Source organism: Pukyongiella litopenaei (assembly GCF_003008555.2).
GTDB lineage: Bacteria > Pseudomonadota > Alphaproteobacteria > Rhodobacterales > Rhodobacteraceae > Pukyongiella > Pukyongiella litopenaei.
Genome location: NZ_CP027665.1, coordinates 3,359,024 through 3,377,322 on the forward strand (window position 1 = coordinate 3,359,024; position 18,299 = coordinate 3,377,322).

Below are 18,299 nucleotides of genomic sequence, written 5' to 3' on the forward strand. Positions count from 1 at the left end.
TGGCTATCGCCACAGATCGGCGCGGCTGGCAAAGATGCCCTGCAGCTTCGACAGCAGCCGGTTGGCCAGACCGGGATGCGCCACCGCACCGGCGGCGAGCCGCTCCACCACCACTTCGACCGGGCAGGGCTGGCCGGTGACGGGATCGAAATAGCGCGGGTAGTCGATCAGCGCGGCATGGACCAGCCCGGCGAGACCGGGGCGCGCAGTCCGCCGGGCGGGCACCTCGCCCCGATCGTCCGTCAACCCCCAGCCCGCATAGAACGGCGCGCCCAGCGTCACCACCGGGACGCCCCGCAACAGGGCCTCGAACCCCATCAGCGATGTCATCGTCCACAGCTCGTCCAGCTGCGACAGCAGCGCCGCCGGGTCGGCCCCGGTTGCGACCAGATCCGCCGCCGACAGGTCATCGACCGCGCCCCTGCGCAACCCGGCCTCGACATCCGGGTGGGGCTTGTAGATCAGCACCGCGCCGGGGTTGGCCGCCCGCGCCGCGCGCAGCAGCCCTGCATTGCTGGACACCGCGCCGGTGCCGGTCAGGATCGACGCGTCGTCCTCGACCTGTCCCGGCACCAGAACCTTGCGCCCGGCGGGCAGGGTGGGGGCGGTTCCGCCAAGGTTGTATTTGCTCAGCCCGACGCCGGTCAGCGCCGCGATCAGCGCCTCGGCCCGGGTGCGCTGGGCCGGGGTCAGGGTGGCGCGCTGCGCGATCAGCGCCTCCAGCCGCGAGGGCTGGCGCGGATCGTAGTAGATGCCCAGATCATCTGTCACCAGCGACAGCGGCGGCACCAGTTCGGCGCCCAGCCCGCGCGACCGCAGGAACCCGTCCTCGACGCGGACCGCGCCCGCCTGGTCCGACTGGCCCGACTGGCCCGCCTGGTCCGACTGGCCCGGCCCCGCCCTGCCGGCCCAGACCATGTGGCGGCGCGTATCGCGGGGCGGGTGATCGGAAAACACCACCCGTTTCTCGCGGCCGTAGAACCGTTGCAGGGGGCGGCGTTTCCACAGGCGCATGCCGCTGGCGACCCAGCCGTGGCGATCCTCGCGCCAGGCGCGGGCCTGCGCGTCGAGCGTGTCGAGAACGGATTCCAGATCGCACAGCCGGTCGCGATAGGGGTCGTACCAGACCGGGTAGAGGATCATCGCGGCGGCAAAGAGCTGCGCCGCTGTCAGGGTGCGGCCACGGCGCGGCAGCGGTGTTTCATCCACGCTCAGCCCCCAGCCGGCATAGAAGGGCTGGCCGAACACGCGGGGCCTGTGGCCGGCGAGGATGGCTTCGAACCCCAGCTGCGAGGACAGGGTATAGACCGCGACCGCGCCATCGACCAGGTGCCAGGGGCTGACCGGGTCGGTCGAAAACATGGCATCGCCGCCCGTGTCCGAGGCGTCGAAATGGCCGGGACGGAACCCCGACGCCGTTTCGGGATGGGTTCGGATCAGGATGCGGGCACCGGGGTTTTCATCGCGCGCGGCCGCCAGCATGGCGCGGAACCGCGCCCGGTCGCCGCCGCTGGCCCGCACCGAGGCATCACCGCGCGTCTGGTCCACCACCAGCACATAGCCCGGATCGGGCACCGGCAGGCCGGGGTCGACACCGCTGTATTTGCTCAGATGGGCCTCGCGCATCCGGGTGATCGCGTCGCGTGCGCGACCGAGCATCGAGGTCTCGTCCAGCGGGTGGGTGGCCAGCAGGGTTTCCAGGTCCGACGGGTGCGCGGCGTCGAAATGCACGCCGGTGCGGTCGATCAGCAGCCCCAGCGGCGGTTCGCCGGCGCGGCCGGGATGCAGCGACCGCAGGAACGCGTCCTCGATCCGCCACAGGGGCACCCCGCGCCGTTGCGCCACCGCTTGCCCGCGCCAGGCGGTGGGACTGTCGCCCCAGACAGCGACCGCATCGCCGGGGCCGGGCAGGCCGGCGCGAACCGGCGCTCCGGCGAGCGTCAGGATCCGCCGGATCCGCCGGTTCAGGAAACCGCCATTATAGGCAAAGAGCCGGGGGTGGCCCGTCGGCCCGACGCGTTCGCGGCCGGGCACGGGACTAGTTGGCGAGGGTCTTGACGCTTGCCAGCGGGGTCACCGAACCGATCAGCAGCGAAAGCGTTTTCGACCACTGGGTAAAGGGCGCCTCGGTCACATAGACCGTATCGTCATCACGGATGATGAAATCGCGCGCCACGAACATGCCGTTCTTTTCGGTCAGGTTCAGCACATAGACCATGCGCTGCGGCCCGCTCAGGTCGGTGCGGCCCAGCACGTTGTTGGCGACCTTGGGGTATTCCTCGCGGAATACGAAGATGCCGGTGGGGTCGGATGCCGCGCCGACCAGCCCGCCCACCTGCGCCACCGCCTCGATGGCCGACAGGTCCTTGCTCTCGAAGGGAACCCGCGCCTGGGTGCCGGTGGCGCCCATGGCGACATAGGACCGGGTGTCTTCCTCGACCAGGATGCGGTCGCCGCCGCGCAGCGCGATGTCGAGCGACGGGTTCGAGAAGATGTCCTGGAACCAGACCTTGCCGCGCGAGCCGCCGCGGATCACCGTGACCTGCGCGATCTTGGGTTCGACCGTCACGCCGCCGGCCTTGGCCAGCATCGACGACAGCGACCGGGTCGAGCGTTCGATCGGATAGACCCCCTGCGCGCCGACCGCGCCGACGAGCGACACGGTCGAGCCGTCGCCCGCAAGGCGACGCACCTGCACCTGCGGGTCGGGGGTCTGTTCATCCAGTTGCTGGGTGATCGATTCGCGCAGCTGGTTGGGCGTGTTGCCGGCGGCGCGGATGCGCCCGGCATAGGGCACGAAGATGAACCCCGCGCTGTCCACCTGCACCTCTTCCAGCGCGGTGGCGTTGCCGGTGGCCCCGGTCAGGAGCCCGTCATCGACGTTTTCCCAGATCGTCAGGCCCAGCACGTCGCCGGGGCGGATCGTGTCCGATGTCAGCTGCGCGGCATTGGTGAAGTCGCGCGAGAACCCCAGCGACGGGATCACGTCCGTGGCCTTGGCCACGCGATTGTCGACATCGACGATGAAGGCATCGCCGCCCTTGGCAACCGATCCGGCCTCGATCTGTGTCTTGTTCGGGCCGACCTGGGGCAGGGCACACGCTGAGAGCGCCCCCGCAACGATCAGTGCGGCGGCGGGACGGAGCCAGCCGAAGCTCTTGGTTGTCACTGCTCTTTCTCCTCGAACGCGGGCACCGGCTGCGGTCGGTTCGCCCCTCGGGATAAGGAAGTGCAATATTTTACCGGGTTTGCGCAAGGGTCGGCGTCAACTGATGGCCCGCAACTGTTGCCGGGGTGCCGCTTTGCCGGACCGGAACGCGTCATAGGGATCTTCGTCCATCAGCATCATGTCCACCACATGGCGCAGCAGTTGCCGGCGCCCGCGGGCCGAGTAGAACCCGCCCGGAACCTGGCTGGTTTCCAGCAGGAACCGCCGGTAATCCTTGTAGGCGCGGCTGTCGGGGCGGGTGGCGCCGGCAAAGAACTCGGCCAGCGGCCGCATCGAGACCAGTTCGGGCTTGTCATAGACCGCCGCGCCGAACACCCGGAGCGGGATGCCGCGCCACAGCACCTGTTGCCCGGCGGTCGAGTTTACCGTGACCGCGCTGCGCGCATCCTGGAGCAGCTGCGCCAGCTTGCCGCCGCGCACATAATGGGTGCGGTCCGCGATCCCGTGCGCCGCCGCGAGCCGCCTCGTGTCGGTGCGCACGGGCGTCCGGCCATCCTCGAGCGGATGCGCCTTGATGACCAGGTGGTGATGGCGCGGCGCCCCCGCCGCGAACCCCGCGATCACCTGTTCGAGAAACTCGGTCATGGTGGCAAAGGGCGAATGTTCCTGAAACGAACTGTCATGTTCCAGTTGCAGCAGCGCCAGGTGGTAGGGAAAACCGCCGCGGCGCACCCGCCGCGTGGCGATCCGCCGTTCGGCGGCATGGGCCGGCATCAGCAGCAGCCGTTTCAGGTAGAGCCGGAACTCCGCCTGCACGCTCAGGGTCCGGTGGCCGCGAAAACTCGGGTAGGCGCGGTTCCGGAACATCACGAACCAGTGGTAGAGGGCGCCGTAGAACACATGCTGGCGCATGTCGCCCCAGTGGGCCGGCGGCAGCGGGGCTTCGAGGTCGGACAGGGCCAGCGCGGCGCGCATGTCGTCGATCGTCAGGCCCATCAGCCGCGAGTTTCCGTTCGATCCGCCCCGTTCATAGGTGACCCAGAACGGCCGCATGTAGCCTTCTTCGAACACATGGATCGCCAGCCCGCGGTCCCGCGCCTGCCGGACCGCCTCGGCGTGGATGGCCCGGGTGTCGCCGTAGAGCACGATATCGGTGACCCGGTGCCGGTCGAGCAGGCCGGCCAGCGTTTCGGGCCAGTCCCCGGGCGCGCGGTCGAAGGCGACATAGCCCGGCGCGCGGAACCAGAAGGCGCGGTCGCCGGCGTTGAACCCGACCCGGACGACCCGCGCCCCGGCAGCCCGCAGCATGGTGCCCAGCCCGTGAAAGAACGGACCGTGCGGACCCTGCAGGAACAGGAATGTGCGGTTTGCCGCCGCAATGTCATGCTTTGCTGTCATGGCGGTTCAGCCTGGGGGCAGAATGGTTAACGGACTATGACCGTGTCGGGAACAAGGTGCAAGGATGGCCCCCTGTTGCCCCCCAATGATCCCCCTTGTGGCGCGGGCCCGGCGGGGCTAGGTCACGGGGCGAAGGCATCCGAGCGGAGACGAGGCAAATGTTTACCGGCATCATCACCGATATCGGCACCGTGGCCGAACTCGAACAGGCGGGCGATCTGCGCGCACGGATCGCGACCGGCTATGATACGGCGGGGATCGATATCGGCGCCTCGATCGCCAGCGACGGCGTCTGCCTGACCGTGGTGGCGCTCGGGCCCGGCTGGTACGACGTGCAGATCAGCGCCGAAACGGTGTCGAAGACCAATCTGGGCGATTGGTCGGTCGGTCATCGCGTCAACCTGGAGCGCGCGCTGCGCGTGGGCGACGAACTGGGCGGGCATATCGTGTCGGGTCATGTGGATGGCGTGGCCGAGGTCGTCGCGGTTGCGGAGGAGGGTGACAGCACCCGTGTCACCCTGCGCGCGCCCGCCGCCCTGGCGCGGTTCATCGCGCCCAAGGGCTCGGTGGCGCTCAACGGAACCTCGCTGACGGTCAATGACGTGGAGGGGTGCGATTTCGGCATCAACCTGATCCCGCACACGCAGGAGGTGACGACCTGGGGCGGCATCGCGGCGGGACAACGCGTCAATCTCGAGATCGATACGCTGGCCCGCTATGTGGCCCGGCTGGCAGAAGCGGGCTGAGGCAGGCTGAGGCGGGTGCCCGCGGCAACCGGTGCGCCGGCGGGGGCCAGCCCCCGCACCCCCGGAGTTTATCCGGCAAGATGAAGGACAGGGCATTCCGCGCCGGGATCGGGTGCGGTGGGGCTGGCCTTCGCCCGGCGCGTGGTTTATCTGCCCGGTAACCTGCCGCGAAGGACGATCCGATGAGTTTTGAAGCCCCCGGCCCGGTGGAAACCGGCCTGCGCAATGCAATCGCCCCGATCGAGGAGATCATCGCCGAGGCGCGGGCCGGGCGGATGTTCGTGCTCGTCGATCACGAGGACCGGGAAAACGAGGGCGACCTGGTGATTGCCGCCGAATTCGCCGATGCCGAGGCGATCAACTTCATGGCCCTGCATGGGCGCGGGCTGATCTGCCTGCCGATGACGGCCGAGCGGATCGACCGCCTGGGCCTGCCGATGATGGCGGTGAACAACTCGTCGCGCCACGAAACGGCCTTTACGGTTTCGATCGAGGCGCGCGAGGGGGTCAGCACCGGCATCTCGGCGGCGGACCGGGCGCTGACGGTGGCGACCGCGATCAACGAGCAGAACACCATGGCGCATCTGGCGACGCCGGGCCATGTCTTTCCGCTGCGCGCCAAGCAGGGCGGCGTGCTGGTGCGCGCGGGCCATACCGAGGCGGCGGTCGACATCGCGCGGCTGGCGGGGCTGAACCCGGCCGGGGTCATCTGCGAGATCATGAACCCGGACGGGTCGATGGCGCGGCTGCCCGACCTGGTGAGATTCGCGGCCGAACACGGGCTGAAGATCGGCGCGATCTCGGACCTGATCGCCTATCGCGCGCGCAACGACAACCTGGTGGTGGAGACCGCCCGCGAGACCGTCACCTCCGAGTTCGGGGGGGAGTGGGACATGCGGATATTTACCGACCAGACCCACGGGATCGAGCATGTGGTGATGATCAAGGGGGATATCACCACGCCGGAGCCGGTGCTGACGCGGGCCCATGCGCTGCATGAAACCACCGACCTGCTGGGGCTGGGGCCGAAACCGGCCCGCGAACTGCCCCGCGCGATGGAAATGATCGCACGCGAAGGGCGTGGCGTCGTGTGCCTGTTCCGCCAGCCGCGAAAGGCGCTCTATGCCGACGAGGACGAAGGGCCGCGGACGATCAAGCAGACCGGGCTCGGGGCGCAGATCCTGTCCAAGCTGGGCCTGCATGAGCTGATATTGCTGACGGAGTCGCCGCAAACCCGCTACCTGGGGCTTGACGCATTTGGTCTGACCATTGCCGGCACCCGCCCCATATTCGCCGAGGACGAGACCTGACATGGCCGGGACCGAAACCCATCACATCCTGCAACGCCCGGATTTCGACAGGCCGGTCAAGCTGCTGATCGTCGTCGCGCCGTATTACAAGGACATCGCCGACGACCTCGTGGCCGGGGCCAGGGCCGAGATCGAGGCGGCGGGCGGCGGCTGGGATATCGCCGAGGTGCCCGGTGCGCTGGAGGTGCCCACCGCGATTGCCATTGCCGACCGGAGCTCGAACTACGATGGCTATGTGGCGCTGGGATGCGTGATCCGGGGGGAAACCACCCATTACGATACGGTCTGCAATGACAGCAGCCGCGCGATCCAGCTGATGGGGTTGCAGGGGTTGTGCATCGGCAATGGGATCCTGACCGTCGAGAACCGCGAACAGGCGGTCGTGCGGGCCGATCCCGCGCAGATGAACAAGGGCGGCGGCGCCGCCGCGGCGGCCTTGCATCTGGTTGCGCTCAGCCGTAAGTGGGGCGGCCAGAAAACCGGGGCCGGGTTCAGGCCGCCCCAGGACACCATCCGGCTGGCCGGAGACGCCAAGGGAAACCCCACCGCATGAGCACCGCCAACGCGCCCCTGTCCGGCAACCAGAAACGCCGGATGAAATCCGCCGCGCGGCTCTATGCCGTGCAGGCGCTGTTCCAGATGGAGCAGTCGGGCCAGACCAGCAAGGAGGTCGTGGGCGAATTTCTCGATCACCGTTTCGGCGCCAGCTATGAAGGCGACGAGATGGTGGACGGGGATATCGGCCTGTTCCGCAAGCTGGTGGACAACGCGGTGAACTACCAGGCGCCGATCGACCAGATGACCGACCGGGCGCTGGTGGCGAAATGGCCGATCTCGCGCATCGACCCGACCCTGCGCGGGCTGTTCCGCGCCGCCGGGGCCGAACTGGCCTATTCCGGCACGCCGCCGAAAGTGGTGATCACCGAGTTTGTCGACATCGCCCGCGCCTTCTTTCCCGAGGGGCGGGAGCCGAAATTCGTCAACGCGGTGCTGGACCACATGGCGCGCGAGGCCCGGCCTGAGGCATTCTGACACTGGACGCATCGCGGCCACCTGCTAGACTGGCCGGGAAAGGAGCGCGCTCATGCCCCGGCTCATCCGTCTCTACATCCTCAACGTCCTGATCGGGTTCGGCCTTGCCGCCGTGTTCGTCGCGCTGTTGCTGTGGTTCGATGTGGCGGGGCTGTGGGGGCTGACGGCGCGGTCGTCGGACGGACCGCTGGCCATATTCCTGCTGTGGTTCATGCATGGCATCGTGTTTGCCGGGGTTCAGTTCGCCTGGGCCATCATGGCGCTGGCCCGCAAACCGGACAGCGGACCGCGACGCGGATTGCCGGTCCTGCGCGACCTTCGGCCGGTGCCGGTGGGGCAGGAAAAGCGGCGGGACCGCCGGGCAACCGTGCGGTTCTGATTCCCGAGGACCTGCATATACAGGTGGGCGCCGGGTAACCGGACCAGGATCCGGACAGAGCCAGCTCCCTCGGATTTGTGTAAGGCCACCGGAATGCTACCTGACACGCGAAGGGCAGTGCCCGCCGCTGCCTAGGTAAGCCGTGTCGGCCGTCCAGACAAGAGCGGCAAGATGCGCGCGGGCGAATTCTCTGCGGGCTTGATTTGTGTTCATGGATTGTTCACATTCTTCCCCCATGATGCCCGATCTCCAACCCGGCCAGAAACTCGCCCGTGGCGTCGCCCGTCACCTCAGGGCGCACGGGTTCGTGTCGGTCGAGGAATTCGTGCCCGCGCGCGGGCTGCGCGTGGACGTGATGGGGCTGGGCCCCAGGGGAGAACTGTGGGTGGTGGAATGCAAATCCAACCGGGTCGATTTTACCTCGGACAGCAAATGGCAGGGCTATCTGGATTGGTGCGACCGCTATTTCTGGGCGGTGGACACCGATTTCCCGAGCGAGCTGTTGCCCGAGACCACCGGGCTGATCGTTGCGGACGCCTATGATGCCGAGATCATACGCATGGCACCGGAAGACCGCGTCGCCCCGGCGCGGCGCAAGGCGCTGATCCAGAAATTCGCCGTTCACGCCGCCCGCAGGCTGCATGATCTTCGCGACCCAAGGGTTTGATACGTCAGCGTTTCAATCCGCGTGCGGCCTCGGCGGCGGCGCGGATCTCGGTGGCGATCTCTTCGGCCTCCTCGGGGGCGAAATCCATCGGCACCTCGATCCCCTGCGCCTCGACAAAGATGCGGACCATGCCCTTGTCGGTGGGGCCGATCTGCAGGTTGGCTTCGATGTCGCGTTCGGTGTTGATGCCCATTGCGTGCCGTCTCCGATTGATCGGACCGCTGCTAGCCCGGCGGTGGCCGAAACGCAAGATCGGGCGAATTCCAGGCCGGGTGCTGCTATTCCGGTCGCCGGGCCTGTCGCCGGGTCCGACGGATCATCCAAATGATATGTCTGGAAAATGGTGCGGTCGAGAAGACTCGAACTTCCACGGGTGTTACCCCACAGCGACCTCAACGCTGCGCGTCTACCAATTCCGCCACGACCGCACATCCCGGCTTGGTAGAGCGGCGTATAGACGAGCGGTTCAGGCTTGTGAAGCCCAAAACGCGGTCTCTTTCCGGTTCCTGTGCGAGCCCGTTTGCGGGGCGGGCATCGGACCCTTTCGCTTGACCGCGCGGCGGGTTATGGGCTGGGCATGGTGGAGTGGATCGTCAGCGACGGGCTGACCGCCTATGACCAGGCGGTGGCCTTCATGGAAACCCGCGCGGCGGATATCGCGGCGGGCCGGGCCGGGGAGTGCGTCTGGCTGCTGGAACATCCGCCGCTCTATACCGCCGGAACCTCGGCCAGGGCGTCGGACTTGACCGATCCGCACCGGTTTCCGGTCATTCCCACCCGGCGGGGCGGGCAATACACCTATCACGGGCCGGGCCAGCGGGTCGTCTATGTGATGCTCGACGTGGGCGCGCGCGGGCGTGATGTCCGCCGGTTCGTTCAGCAGCTGGAACGCTGGGTGATCGCGGCGCTGGCAGAGTTCAACGTCACCGGTCACATCCGCGACGGGCGCGTGGGGGTCTGGGTCGAGCGGCCCGAGAAACCGCGCACGGCCAGCGGGGCGATGGCCGAGGACAAGATCGCCGCCATCGGGATCCGCCTGCGGCGCTGGGTCAGCTTTCACGGGCTGTCGATCAACGTGGACCCCGACCTCGAGCATTTCAGTGGCATCGTGCCATGCGGCATCTCGGACCATGGTGTGACCAGCCTGGTCGATCTGGGCCTGCCGGTGACGATGGGCGATGTGGACACCGCCCTGCGCCGCAGCTTCGACCGGGTGATCGGCGAGCGGCCATAGCCGGTCGCGCCAGAGCAGGGCGGTGCGGTCAGGCCCGGGTCGCGGCCCGGATCCGGTCCGCCTGCGCCGCGATCGCATCCATGTCGCCCATCGTGCCGGGCGGGCGCAGCCGGACATCCTCGTGGCGCGGCAGGATGTGGAAATGCAGGTGAAACACCTCTTGCCCGCCGGCGGCCTCGTTGAATTGCTGGATCGTCACCCCCGGCGCATCAAAGGCGGCCATGACCGCCCGGGCCATCTTCTGCACCGTGGCCATGACCGTGGCCAGCTGTTCGGGCGAAGCGTCCAGCACGTTCCGGCAGGGGGTCTTGGGGATCACCAGCAGGTGGCCGTCCGCGCGCGGCATGATGTCCATGAAGGCCAGCGTGTCGTCATCCTCATAGACACGGGTCGACGGGATTTCATCGCGCAGGATCTTGGCAAAGATGTTGTCGGGATCGTAGCTCATGGTCGGATACCTCATTTCGAACGGTGCCAGCCGATGACGGGCGCATCGGAGTTCTGCGCCGCGGGGCAGGGCGCGTCAACCGAACTGCGCCTGTCATATCTCCGAAACATCGGCGGTGTAGCGGGACGGGTGTCAACACACTATCTGCATGGCAAGGACAGATCATGAATGATGCCGATCTCACCCAGCTTTCGGCCGATGACTGGGACGAACTGAAATTTCCCCGGCCCGAGGAAAACGGATTTGACCGCGTGGTGGACAACGCGCTGTCGCGGCGCGGGTTCCTGCGCGGCGTCGTCGCCTTTGGATCGGGCGCGGCGGTCATGGGGGCGGGCAGCCTGCTCTCCTCCACCTCGGCCCGCGCGGCCCAGTCGGCGCGGTTCCCGTTCACGGCGATCCCTGCGGCCACCGACAACACCGTTCATGTGCCCGAAGGCTACAACTGGAAGGTGCTGGCTCGCTGGGGCGATCCGCTGTTTTCCGATGCGCCCGATTTCGACGCGGCCACCGGCGGCACCGTCGATGGCTCGGACCGGATCTTTGGCGAGAACACCGACGGGATGGAACTGTTCGAGGTCGATGGCCGGCAGGTGATCGCCGTCAACCATGAATATGTGAACCGCAAGATCAACCTGCCCGCCGCGCAGGCGGGCACGCCGGGCTCGGCCGATGACGTGCGCAAGCTGCAGAACCTGCAGGGCGTGACCGTGATGGAGGTGGTCGAGGACGATACCGGCTGGCATGTGGTGGTGGACAGCCCGTTGAACCGCCGCATCACCCATCTGTCGCCGATGGCGATTTCCGGCCCTGCCGCCGGTCACGACCTGCTGAAGACCGAGGCCGACCCGACCGGGACCGCAGCGCTGGGGACGCTCAACAACTGCGGGGCGGGCAAGACGCCCTGGGGCACCTACCTGACCTGCGAAGAGAACTTCAATGGCTACTTCGGCGCCACTGCCGAGACCGAGTTGCCCGAGGAGGTTGCCGCCGGTTATGGCCGTTATGGCATCGACCCCGAGGGTTGGGGCTATGATTATCACAAATGGGACGCACGGTTCGATACCGCCGCTAACCCCAACGAACCGCACCGGGCGGGCTGGGTGGTGGAAATCGACCCGGCCGACCCGGCATCGGTTCCCGTCAAGCGGACGGCGCTGGGACGTTTCAAGCATGAAAACGCCGCCACCGCCCTGGCGCCCGATGGCCGGGTGGTGGTCTATATGGGCGATGACGAACGTGGCGAGTTCCTCTATCGCTTCGTGTCCCGCGACCCCTATGTGCCGGGCACCGATACCTCCGCGCTGCTCGATCACGGCCAGCTCTCGGTCGCGAAGTTCAACGACGACATGACCGGCGACTGGGTGGCGCTGACGCCCGACGCGACCGGCATGGACGACGCGCAGATCGCGGTCTTCAGCCGCATCGCCGCGTCCAGGGTCGGTGCGACCACCATGGACCGTCCCGAATGGGTCGCGGTCAGCCCGGTGGCCGCCGAAGCCTATTGCTGCCTGACCAACAACAAGAACCGCGGCGTCAAGTCCAACAGCGGCGGCGACGAAACCCCGGTGAACGGTCCGAACCCACGCGAGGCCAACCGCTATGGCCAGATCGTGCGCTGGCGCCCGGTCGACGGCAACCACGCCGCCGACGGGTTCGAATGGGATCTCTACGTGATGGCGGGCAACCCCGATGTCCACGCGGATGCCTATGCCGGGTCGGCCAACATCACCCCGGGCAACCTGTTCAATTCGCCCGACGGGATGCAGATCGACAGCGCCGGCATGGTCTGGATCCAGACCGACGGCGATGACAGCAACGAAGGCGATTTCGCCGGCATGGGCAACAACCAGATGCTGGTCGGAGACCCGGTGACGGGCGAAATCGCGCGGTTCCTGACCGGCCCGAACGGCTCGGAGGTCACCGGCCTGACCTGGTCGGCCGACCGCCGGTCGATCTTTGTCGGCATCCAGCATCCCGGCGCGCCGTTCCCGGACGGTGACGGCGCGTTGCCCCGGTCGTCGGTCATCGTGGTCAAGCGCGACGACAACGGCCTGATCGGCTGATCCGGGCCGGATTCTGACCGCCGGGGTGCGGCCCGTTCGGGCCGCGCCCCATCGTTGCGACCGCGCGCGGCGCAACACATAATCTTGATGTAGATCAATTTGTCCCATTGAAGCACCCGCGCTGACGCTCTAAAACCGCGAAGACACTGCATGGGCCGGGATTTCGCGGCCCATGGATCTATGCAACAGGAGGCACGAAATGGCTGACGCCGCCATGCACGGGCACGCGGATGAACGCGGTTTCTTTACCCGCTGGTTCATGTCCACAAACCACAAGGATATCGGGATCCTATACCTGATCGTCGCGGCCGTTGCCGGTCTCGTTTCGGTCGGTTTCACCGTCTATATGCGGCTCGAACTGATGGAGCCGGGTGTTCAGTTCATGTGCATGGAGGGCGCGCGTCTGACCGCGGCGGCCGCCGGGGAATGCACACCCAACGGCCACCTGTGGAACGTGCTGATCACCGGCCACGGCATCCTGATGATGTTCTTCGTGGTGATCCCTGCGCTGTTCGGCGGTTTTGGCAACTATTTCATGCCCTTGCAGATCGGCGCGCCCGATATGGCATTCCCGCGCATGAACAATCTCAGCTTCTGGCTCTATGTCGCCGGCACCTCGCTGGCGGTCTGTTCGGTGCTGGCGCCGGGCGGCAACGACCAGGCCGGTTCGGGCGTGGGCTGGGTTCTCTACCCGCCGCTCAGCGTCAACGAAGGCGGCATGTCGATGGATCTCGCGATCTTCGCGGTGCACGTCTCGGGGGCCTCGTCGATCCTGGGGGCGATCAACATGATCACCACCTTCCTGAACATGCGCGCCCCGGGGATGACCCTGTTCAAGGTGCCGCTGTTCTCGTGGTCGATCTTTGTCACCGCCTGGATGATTCTGCTGTGCCTGCCGGTTCTGGCGGGCGCCATCACCATGCTGCTGATGGACCGCAACTTCGGCTTCACCTTCTTTGACGCCGCCGGCGGCGGCGATCCGGTGCTTTACCAGCACATCCTGTGGTTCTTCGGCCACCCCGAGGTCTACATCGTCATCATGCCAGGTTTCGGCATCATCAGCCATGTGATCGCCACCTTCGCCCGCAAGCCGATCTTCGGCTACCTGCCGATGGTCTGGGCGCTGATCGCGATCGGCTTCCTCGGTTTCATCGTCTGGGCGCACCACATGTATACCGTGGGCATGACGCTGAACCAGCAGGCCTATTTCATGCTGGCGACGATGACCATCGCGGTGCCCACGGGCGTCAAGATCTTCAGCTGGATCGCCACGCTGTGGGGCGGCTCGATCGAGTTCCGCACGCCGATGCTGTTTGCCTTCGGGTTCCTGTTCCTGTTCACGGTGGGCGGCGTCACTGGCATCGTGCTGAGCCAGGCCGCGGTGGACCGCTACTATCACGACACCTATTATGTGGTGGCCCATTTCCACTATGTGATGAGCCTGGGCGCAGTGTTCGCGATCTTTGCCGGGATGTATTTCTACCTGCCCAAGATGGCCGGTCGGATGTATCCCGAGTTCTGGGGCAAGCTGCATTTCTGGATGTTCTTCATCGGCGCCAACCTGACCTTCTTCCCGCAGCACTTCCTGGGCCGCCAGGGCATGCCGCGCCGCTACATCGACTATCCCGAGGCCTTCGCCTACTGGAACTGGTGGTCGAGCATCGGCGCCTTCGTGTCCTTCGCGTCGTTCATCCTGTTCTTCGGGATCGTCTGGTACACGCTGCGCAAGGGCGCCAGGGTGACCGAGAACAACCCATGGAACGAATACGCGGACACGCTGGAATGGACACTGCCCAGCCCGCCGCCGGAACATACGTTCGAAATCCTGCCCAAGCAGGAAGACTGGGACAAGCATCCGGCGCATTGATCCGCACCTGACAACCACGACATGACCGGGCGGCAGTTCAGACTGCCGCCCGGTTTCCATTTCGGGGCTGTTCCGCCGGTCGGGTCCGGGCTCGGATGGCCATCGCGGAATGGCCGGCAACACCTCTTGCGCCGGGTCGGAACACCGGCTACATCGCAGTCCTGCGGGTGATTAGCTCAGTTGGTAGAGCGCTTCGTTTACACCGAAGATGTCGGGAGTTCGAGTCTCTCATCACCCACCATTATATCAATGGCTTGCACCGAATATGAGAAGTATGGAGCGGTTCCGGGAACCCGGGCTTACCTTGTCCATCTGGATATCATTTGCAGGCACCGCTACCGCATCCCTGTGCCGCAGGTCATGAACCCCGATCGGCCCATTGCGTGACCACGGTGCCAGTCCGGCAGCCAGAGACCCATCGGACCTGACATGTTTGGCAGGAAACCATATACGGAAGACCAGGCATGGAAAGAGACACCAGACAAGGCGAAGTGATGCAGGACTCATCATCCATGACCCCATCGCAGGCCGTGGGCAGGACCGGGGATGCGCTGATGGACAGGGCGTCCCGCCTATCCATTGCGCCTATGATGGATTGTGCAGAATATGTAATAATATCAAACACCTAAATAGGTTAGTATCCAATGTTGTGACACTGTATCCGGTTGGCCCTGCGGCCAGCCGGATTTTTCTTTGTATTTGGCCGCAAAGTAGAAAAGCGTTTGAAATCAATGGGTTGGAGAAGTGAATCCTTGACATTTCCTACTATATATGGTATAAAGGTATCACTAGTGCACTAAATGTAGGGGCGTTAAAGATGACCAAAATGGCTGAAATCATGGATGAAGATGACGTGTTCTTCACGCGGGACGAAGCAGCAGAGTTTCTCCGCATGAGTCCGCGCACGTTGTCCAACTTGGCGGTAAAAGGCGAAGGCCCGTCACATTGGCGGTCTGCCGACAACAGAGGCGGTAAGGTTCTCTACCTACGGTCTGAACTTCTGGCATGGGCCGGTGAGCGTTTTGAACGGATCGAACACGGTCACACCAAGGGGCCGCTTCTATGAGTGACCGCGATCAACACACCGACAAACAGAAACGGCTGGCGAACCTGCAACAGCACATGGCGCGAGCAAACCACGAAGAAGGAATCCGCACACAGTATGACCGCCGCATAGCACACACGCAAAGCCAAATCGGTGACCTACTCCGCACAAGCCAAGAGCGGATAGACCGGCTGTATAACCCTAGCTTGGGTATCACCAGAGAGCCGCGCAGCCACAACAGAGGCGGCGGTATCACGGAACCCGACACACCCGATAGGCGAACCAGCGGCATGACGCCAGCCGCAACCAAGGCGTTTTCCGCACTCGAAAGCAGCTACGGCCCGCTTTCGGTTACGTCCGCTCACCGCAGCCCCGAACACAATCGTAGCGTTGGCGGCGCACGGAACAGTCAACATCTGCACGGCAACGCCTATGACATAGACGTGTCTAACCTAACTAGGGATGAGCGTATCAAGCTAATCCAAGCCGCCAGAGAAGCCGGTTTCAAAGGTGTCGGCGTATATGACAATTCTTTGCATTTTGATGTTGGCCCACCCCGCGCTTGGGGAAGCGACTACACGAGAAATACCGTGCCTGATTGGGCGCGTTCGTATGTGAGGTAAGCCTATGGAAACGGGGCGCATGAATGACGGGCGGTATGTGGTCCGCTTCCCCGGCGACCGGACCTACACCGCAGTCAGCAAGGAAGAATACGAACTTGCGAAGTCCGGCACACTGAAACGTCTAGGACGTGCTGCACGGGACACCGCGCAGGACGTGGCAGGCGGTGCTATGGAACTGCTTGGCAGGGGCGTGAACCTGCTAGACAGGGTAGGTTCACCGAACCCCGTTCAACGCGGTGCTGAACTGGTTGAAAAGGGCCGCGAACTACGCACGGCAAACGACCCGCTACAACGCATCAACCGCGCAGTTAATCCGGGCGTTGCCACCGTGGGCGGCGCTCTGCCCGACATAGCCGCCGGGGGCGCGTCCTCGCTGGTGCGTAGGCCGCTTATGGGCTTGGCGCTGGACTCCGCTCTAGGTGCCGCTTCAAGCCCTGACGCACCCCTTACAGGAGCCGCCGCAGCCGCAGCCGGTTATGGCGTTGGTGCGGGTGCCGCTGGTGCTTACAGATACATGCGGCCAGGAACACAAAAGGGTATTCAAATCGGTAACGCGGTGATCGACAACAGCCGCAGACAGAGAGCCGCACAGAGAGCGGAAATATCCGCCGCCGCAAGAGAGGGCAGGGACATTAACCCGAAAGCATGGGGCGGCACCGCTGACCCTCTGGAACCCGGTATTCCCGAACCACGCGGAAGGGCAGCAGGTGCGCAAGTTAACCCGTCACCGACCTACGAACTATCAGAACCCGTGCTGGGCGACGTGCTTTCCAGCCGCACCATGCGGGACCGCTATTCATTCCCGACGACGCAAGCACAAGCTGCGATAATCGACACCAGCGACCCAACCACGTTTGCAGCCGCCCGCAGACAGGACGCGGCGGACTTCCAAGAGTGGCGCAGCCGTGGCGGTATATCGGGCGCGGTCAAGGATATGACCCAACCAATAGACAACTACGACGATCTACGCGCTACACAGGTGCGGGCGCTGAACAAGGAAATCATGCGGGCGATGGGTGAACCCAACGCGGTAGCCGTGACCACCGGCAATGTGGGCAAAGCGCGTAGGGCAATCTCCGAGCGGTTCAACGAAATCGCCAGAGAAGCAGGAAACCTAACTAGGGAAGAAGGCGACAACCTCGCAGAACGCATTGCGGGCATGATCGACAACGAAGCCGACGAAGGCGCAAGAAACCTGCTTTCACACTTCAAGAAATCCATTGACGACAGGCGGGCTTTCCGGGGCGGCGAACTGTCAGCGGAAGAACTGCTTGAAGTCCGCAACCAAGTCGCAAAAGCCGTCAAGAACGCCTACGGGCGCGACCCCAACTTGATCGTCGGTAACGCCTTGCGCGACCTTGAGGACGAACTAGACGCCACATTCTTCAGCAAGCTACCGGACGACGCCAAACAGGACATGGCGGACAACCGCTTTCAATGGGGCGTAGCTAATACTGCCCTCCGCACCGGGGCCGCTACCAACGCACGGGGCGATGTAAATATCCGTTCGTTCATCAACGCTTACCGGCAAGGAAACCGCCGCTACAAAATCGGCTACGACCGCACAGACTTTGCCCGGTTCCTCGACACCGCAGATGCCATCTTGTTCAAAGAGTCGCCCGACAGCGGCACCCCGCAGGGTCTAGCGCCGATACTAGGGGCAATTGCCGAAGCCGCTGGCGTCCCCGGTGCCGGTATCGTCGGGAACCTAATTAGGTAAATGCGGTGAATTAATCCTTACTCACTCTGGTAACTGAAAATTCGTTGTTAGTGAGTCTGCCCTCGCACTCGTATAGGTCTACTATTGTAATGTCTTTCATATCTACAGAGAGTTCTGTTCGAGATTCATCCCGAATAGTATGCCGGAACATGAATCGGCTACCAAGTATATCGGCTTTTTCTTTCATTTCCTGCGTTGTTCTACCTGTGTAAGTAAATAGATCAGAAAACAAGTTGTTTCGAATGTCTATATTGCGAATGTCCACCAAAAAAGCACCAGAAATGCCTCTTAGTTCTTCATATTGGGTGCCACAAATTTCGTGTGCAGTATTATAATCAATATCCCCTTGAACAAGGGTTATACTCCAAATGTCAATATTGTCGGCTTCCCAGTCATAAGACACAGTCGCTGAATATCCGGTGCGGTCTTTCTCTTCCTCTAATCGTTTTCCCAGTCGATACATACCAAGATCAAAAAGGCTGGCAGGCGTATCCATGAAGTATCTGGTTGTGCGACCCGGCTCCGCCGCCGCGTTCTGTGCGACGAACGCTATGGGCAATATTAGTGCGGCAACTTTCTTCACTCTTGAGCTTCCCCT

Annotated in this window: 18 protein-coding genes and 2 tRNA genes; 13 read left to right on the forward strand and 7 right to left on the reverse strand. The window is 64.5% G+C overall.

Features of this window, described 5'->3' with window-relative positions:
• Positions 1–3: 3 nt before the first annotated feature.
• The 3 genes from C6Y53_RS16475 to C6Y53_RS16485 form a co-directional block, all read right to left on the reverse strand.
• A complete protein-coding gene (locus C6Y53_RS16475; RefSeq protein WP_106473441.1) occupies positions 4–2,034 on the reverse strand; it encodes a capsular polysaccharide biosynthesis protein in 2,031 nt (676 codons plus the stop codon).
• Between the two features lie 4 nt (positions 2,035–2,038).
• Positions 2,039–3,169 carry a polysaccharide biosynthesis/export family protein gene (locus tag C6Y53_RS16480; RefSeq protein ID WP_425300317.1) on the reverse strand — a complete coding sequence of 377 codons (1,131 nt, stop codon included), beginning with the start codon at positions 3,167–3,169 and terminating at the stop codon, positions 2,039–2,041.
• Positions 3,170–3,265: 96 nt separating this feature from the next.
• The gene (locus tag C6Y53_RS16485; RefSeq protein WP_106473442.1) at positions 3,266–4,567 is read right to left on the reverse strand and encodes a capsule biosynthesis protein; all 1,302 of its coding nucleotides are present in this window, start codon (positions 4,565–4,567) and stop codon (positions 3,266–3,268) included.
• Positions 4,568–4,725: 158 nt separating this feature from the next.
• Between C6Y53_RS16485 and C6Y53_RS16490 the strand changes: the two genes are divergently transcribed.
• The 6 genes from C6Y53_RS16490 to C6Y53_RS16515 all read left to right on the forward strand — a co-directional run bounded on the left by C6Y53_RS16490 (position 4,726) and on the right by C6Y53_RS16515 (position 8,701).
• Positions 4,726–5,313 (forward strand): riboflavin synthase, encoded by a 588-nt coding sequence (locus C6Y53_RS16490; RefSeq protein ID WP_106473443.1) that lies wholly within the window; start codon positions 4,726–4,728, stop codon positions 5,311–5,313.
• Between the two features lie 182 nt (positions 5,314–5,495).
• Positions 5,496–6,623, forward strand: a complete 1,128-nt coding sequence (ribB, locus tag C6Y53_RS16495; RefSeq protein WP_106473444.1) for a 3,4-dihydroxy-2-butanone-4-phosphate synthase — start codon at positions 5,496–5,498, stop codon at positions 6,621–6,623.
• 1 nt (position 6,624) lies between these two features.
• Entirely contained in the window at positions 6,625–7,176 is a 552-nt protein-coding gene (locus C6Y53_RS16500) for a 6,7-dimethyl-8-ribityllumazine synthase (protein WP_106473445.1), read from the forward strand.
• On the forward strand, positions 7,173–7,655 hold the full coding sequence (gene nusB / locus C6Y53_RS16505) for a transcription antitermination factor NusB (protein WP_106473446.1): 483 nt from the start codon (positions 7,173–7,175) through the stop codon (positions 7,653–7,655). The genes C6Y53_RS16500 and nusB overlap by 4 nt, the downstream gene beginning before the upstream one ends.
• Before the next feature lie 52 nt (positions 7,656–7,707).
• Positions 7,708–8,034, forward strand: coding sequence for a hypothetical protein (locus tag C6Y53_RS16510; RefSeq protein WP_106473447.1), 327 nt, complete (start codon positions 7,708–7,710; stop codon positions 8,032–8,034).
• 235 nt (positions 8,035–8,269) lie between these two features.
• Entirely contained in the window at positions 8,270–8,701 is a 432-nt protein-coding gene (locus tag C6Y53_RS16515; protein WP_106473448.1) for an MmcB family DNA repair protein, read from the forward strand.
• A 4-nt stretch (positions 8,702–8,705) separates the two neighbouring features.
• Here C6Y53_RS16515 and C6Y53_RS16520 read toward each other — a convergent pair whose 3' ends face one another.
• Together C6Y53_RS16520 and C6Y53_RS16525 are read right to left on the reverse strand one after the other, a co-directional pair.
• A complete protein-coding gene (locus tag C6Y53_RS16520) occupies positions 8,706–8,894 on the reverse strand; it encodes a DUF6324 family protein (RefSeq protein WP_106473449.1) in 189 nt (62 codons plus the stop codon).
• Between the two features lie 148 nt (positions 8,895–9,042).
• Positions 9,043–9,129, reverse strand: a tRNA-Leu gene (locus C6Y53_RS16525).
• A 149-nt stretch (positions 9,130–9,278) separates the two neighbouring features.
• Here C6Y53_RS16525 and lipB point away from each other — a divergent pair.
• Positions 9,279–9,935 carry a lipoyl(octanoyl) transferase LipB gene (lipB, locus tag C6Y53_RS16530; RefSeq protein ID WP_106474153.1) on the forward strand — a complete coding sequence of 219 codons (657 nt, stop codon included), beginning with the start codon at positions 9,279–9,281 and terminating at the stop codon, positions 9,933–9,935.
• Positions 9,936–9,963: 28 nt separating this feature from the next.
• Here lipB and C6Y53_RS16535 read toward each other — a convergent pair whose 3' ends face one another.
• Positions 9,964–10,383 carry an HIT family protein gene (locus tag C6Y53_RS16535; RefSeq protein ID WP_106473450.1) on the reverse strand — a complete coding sequence of 140 codons (420 nt, stop codon included), beginning with the start codon at positions 10,381–10,383 and terminating at the stop codon, positions 9,964–9,966.
• A gap of 164 nt (positions 10,384–10,547) precedes the next feature.
• Between C6Y53_RS16535 and C6Y53_RS16540 the strand changes: the two genes are divergently transcribed.
• The 6 genes from C6Y53_RS16540 to C6Y53_RS16565 all read left to right on the forward strand — a co-directional run bounded on the left by C6Y53_RS16540 (position 10,548) and on the right by C6Y53_RS16565 (position 17,701).
• The gene (locus tag C6Y53_RS16540) at positions 10,548–12,446 is read left to right on the forward strand and encodes a PhoX family protein (protein ID WP_106473451.1); all 1,899 of its coding nucleotides are present in this window, start codon (positions 10,548–10,550) and stop codon (positions 12,444–12,446) included.
• 199 nt (positions 12,447–12,645) lie between these two features.
• Entirely contained in the window at positions 12,646–14,313 is a 1,668-nt protein-coding gene (ctaD, locus tag C6Y53_RS16545) for a cytochrome c oxidase subunit I (RefSeq protein WP_106473452.1), read from the forward strand.
• Positions 14,314–14,478: 165 nt separating this feature from the next.
• Positions 14,479–14,554, forward strand: a tRNA-Val gene (locus tag C6Y53_RS16550).
• Positions 14,555–15,130: 576 nt separating this feature from the next.
• Complete coding sequence (locus C6Y53_RS16555; protein ID WP_106473453.1) at positions 15,131–15,379, forward strand: helix-turn-helix domain-containing protein; 249 nt, start codon at positions 15,131–15,133, stop codon at positions 15,377–15,379.
• Positions 15,376–15,981: a YcbK family protein gene (locus C6Y53_RS16560; RefSeq protein WP_106473454.1), complete on the forward strand. Its 606-nt coding sequence runs from the start codon at positions 15,376–15,378 to the stop codon at positions 15,979–15,981. Before C6Y53_RS16555 ends, C6Y53_RS16560 begins: the two co-directional genes overlap by 4 nt.
• 19 nt (positions 15,982–16,000) lie before the next feature.
• A complete protein-coding gene (locus tag C6Y53_RS16565) occupies positions 16,001–17,701 on the forward strand; it encodes a hypothetical protein (protein ID WP_149615545.1) in 1,701 nt (566 codons plus the stop codon).
• Positions 17,702–17,711: 10 nt separating this feature from the next.
• Here C6Y53_RS16565 and C6Y53_RS16570 read toward each other — a convergent pair whose 3' ends face one another.
• The gene (locus C6Y53_RS16570) at positions 17,712–18,197 is read right to left on the reverse strand and encodes a hypothetical protein (protein ID WP_149615546.1); all 486 of its coding nucleotides are present in this window, start codon (positions 18,195–18,197) and stop codon (positions 17,712–17,714) included.
• Between the last annotated feature and the right edge of the window lie 102 nt (positions 18,198–18,299).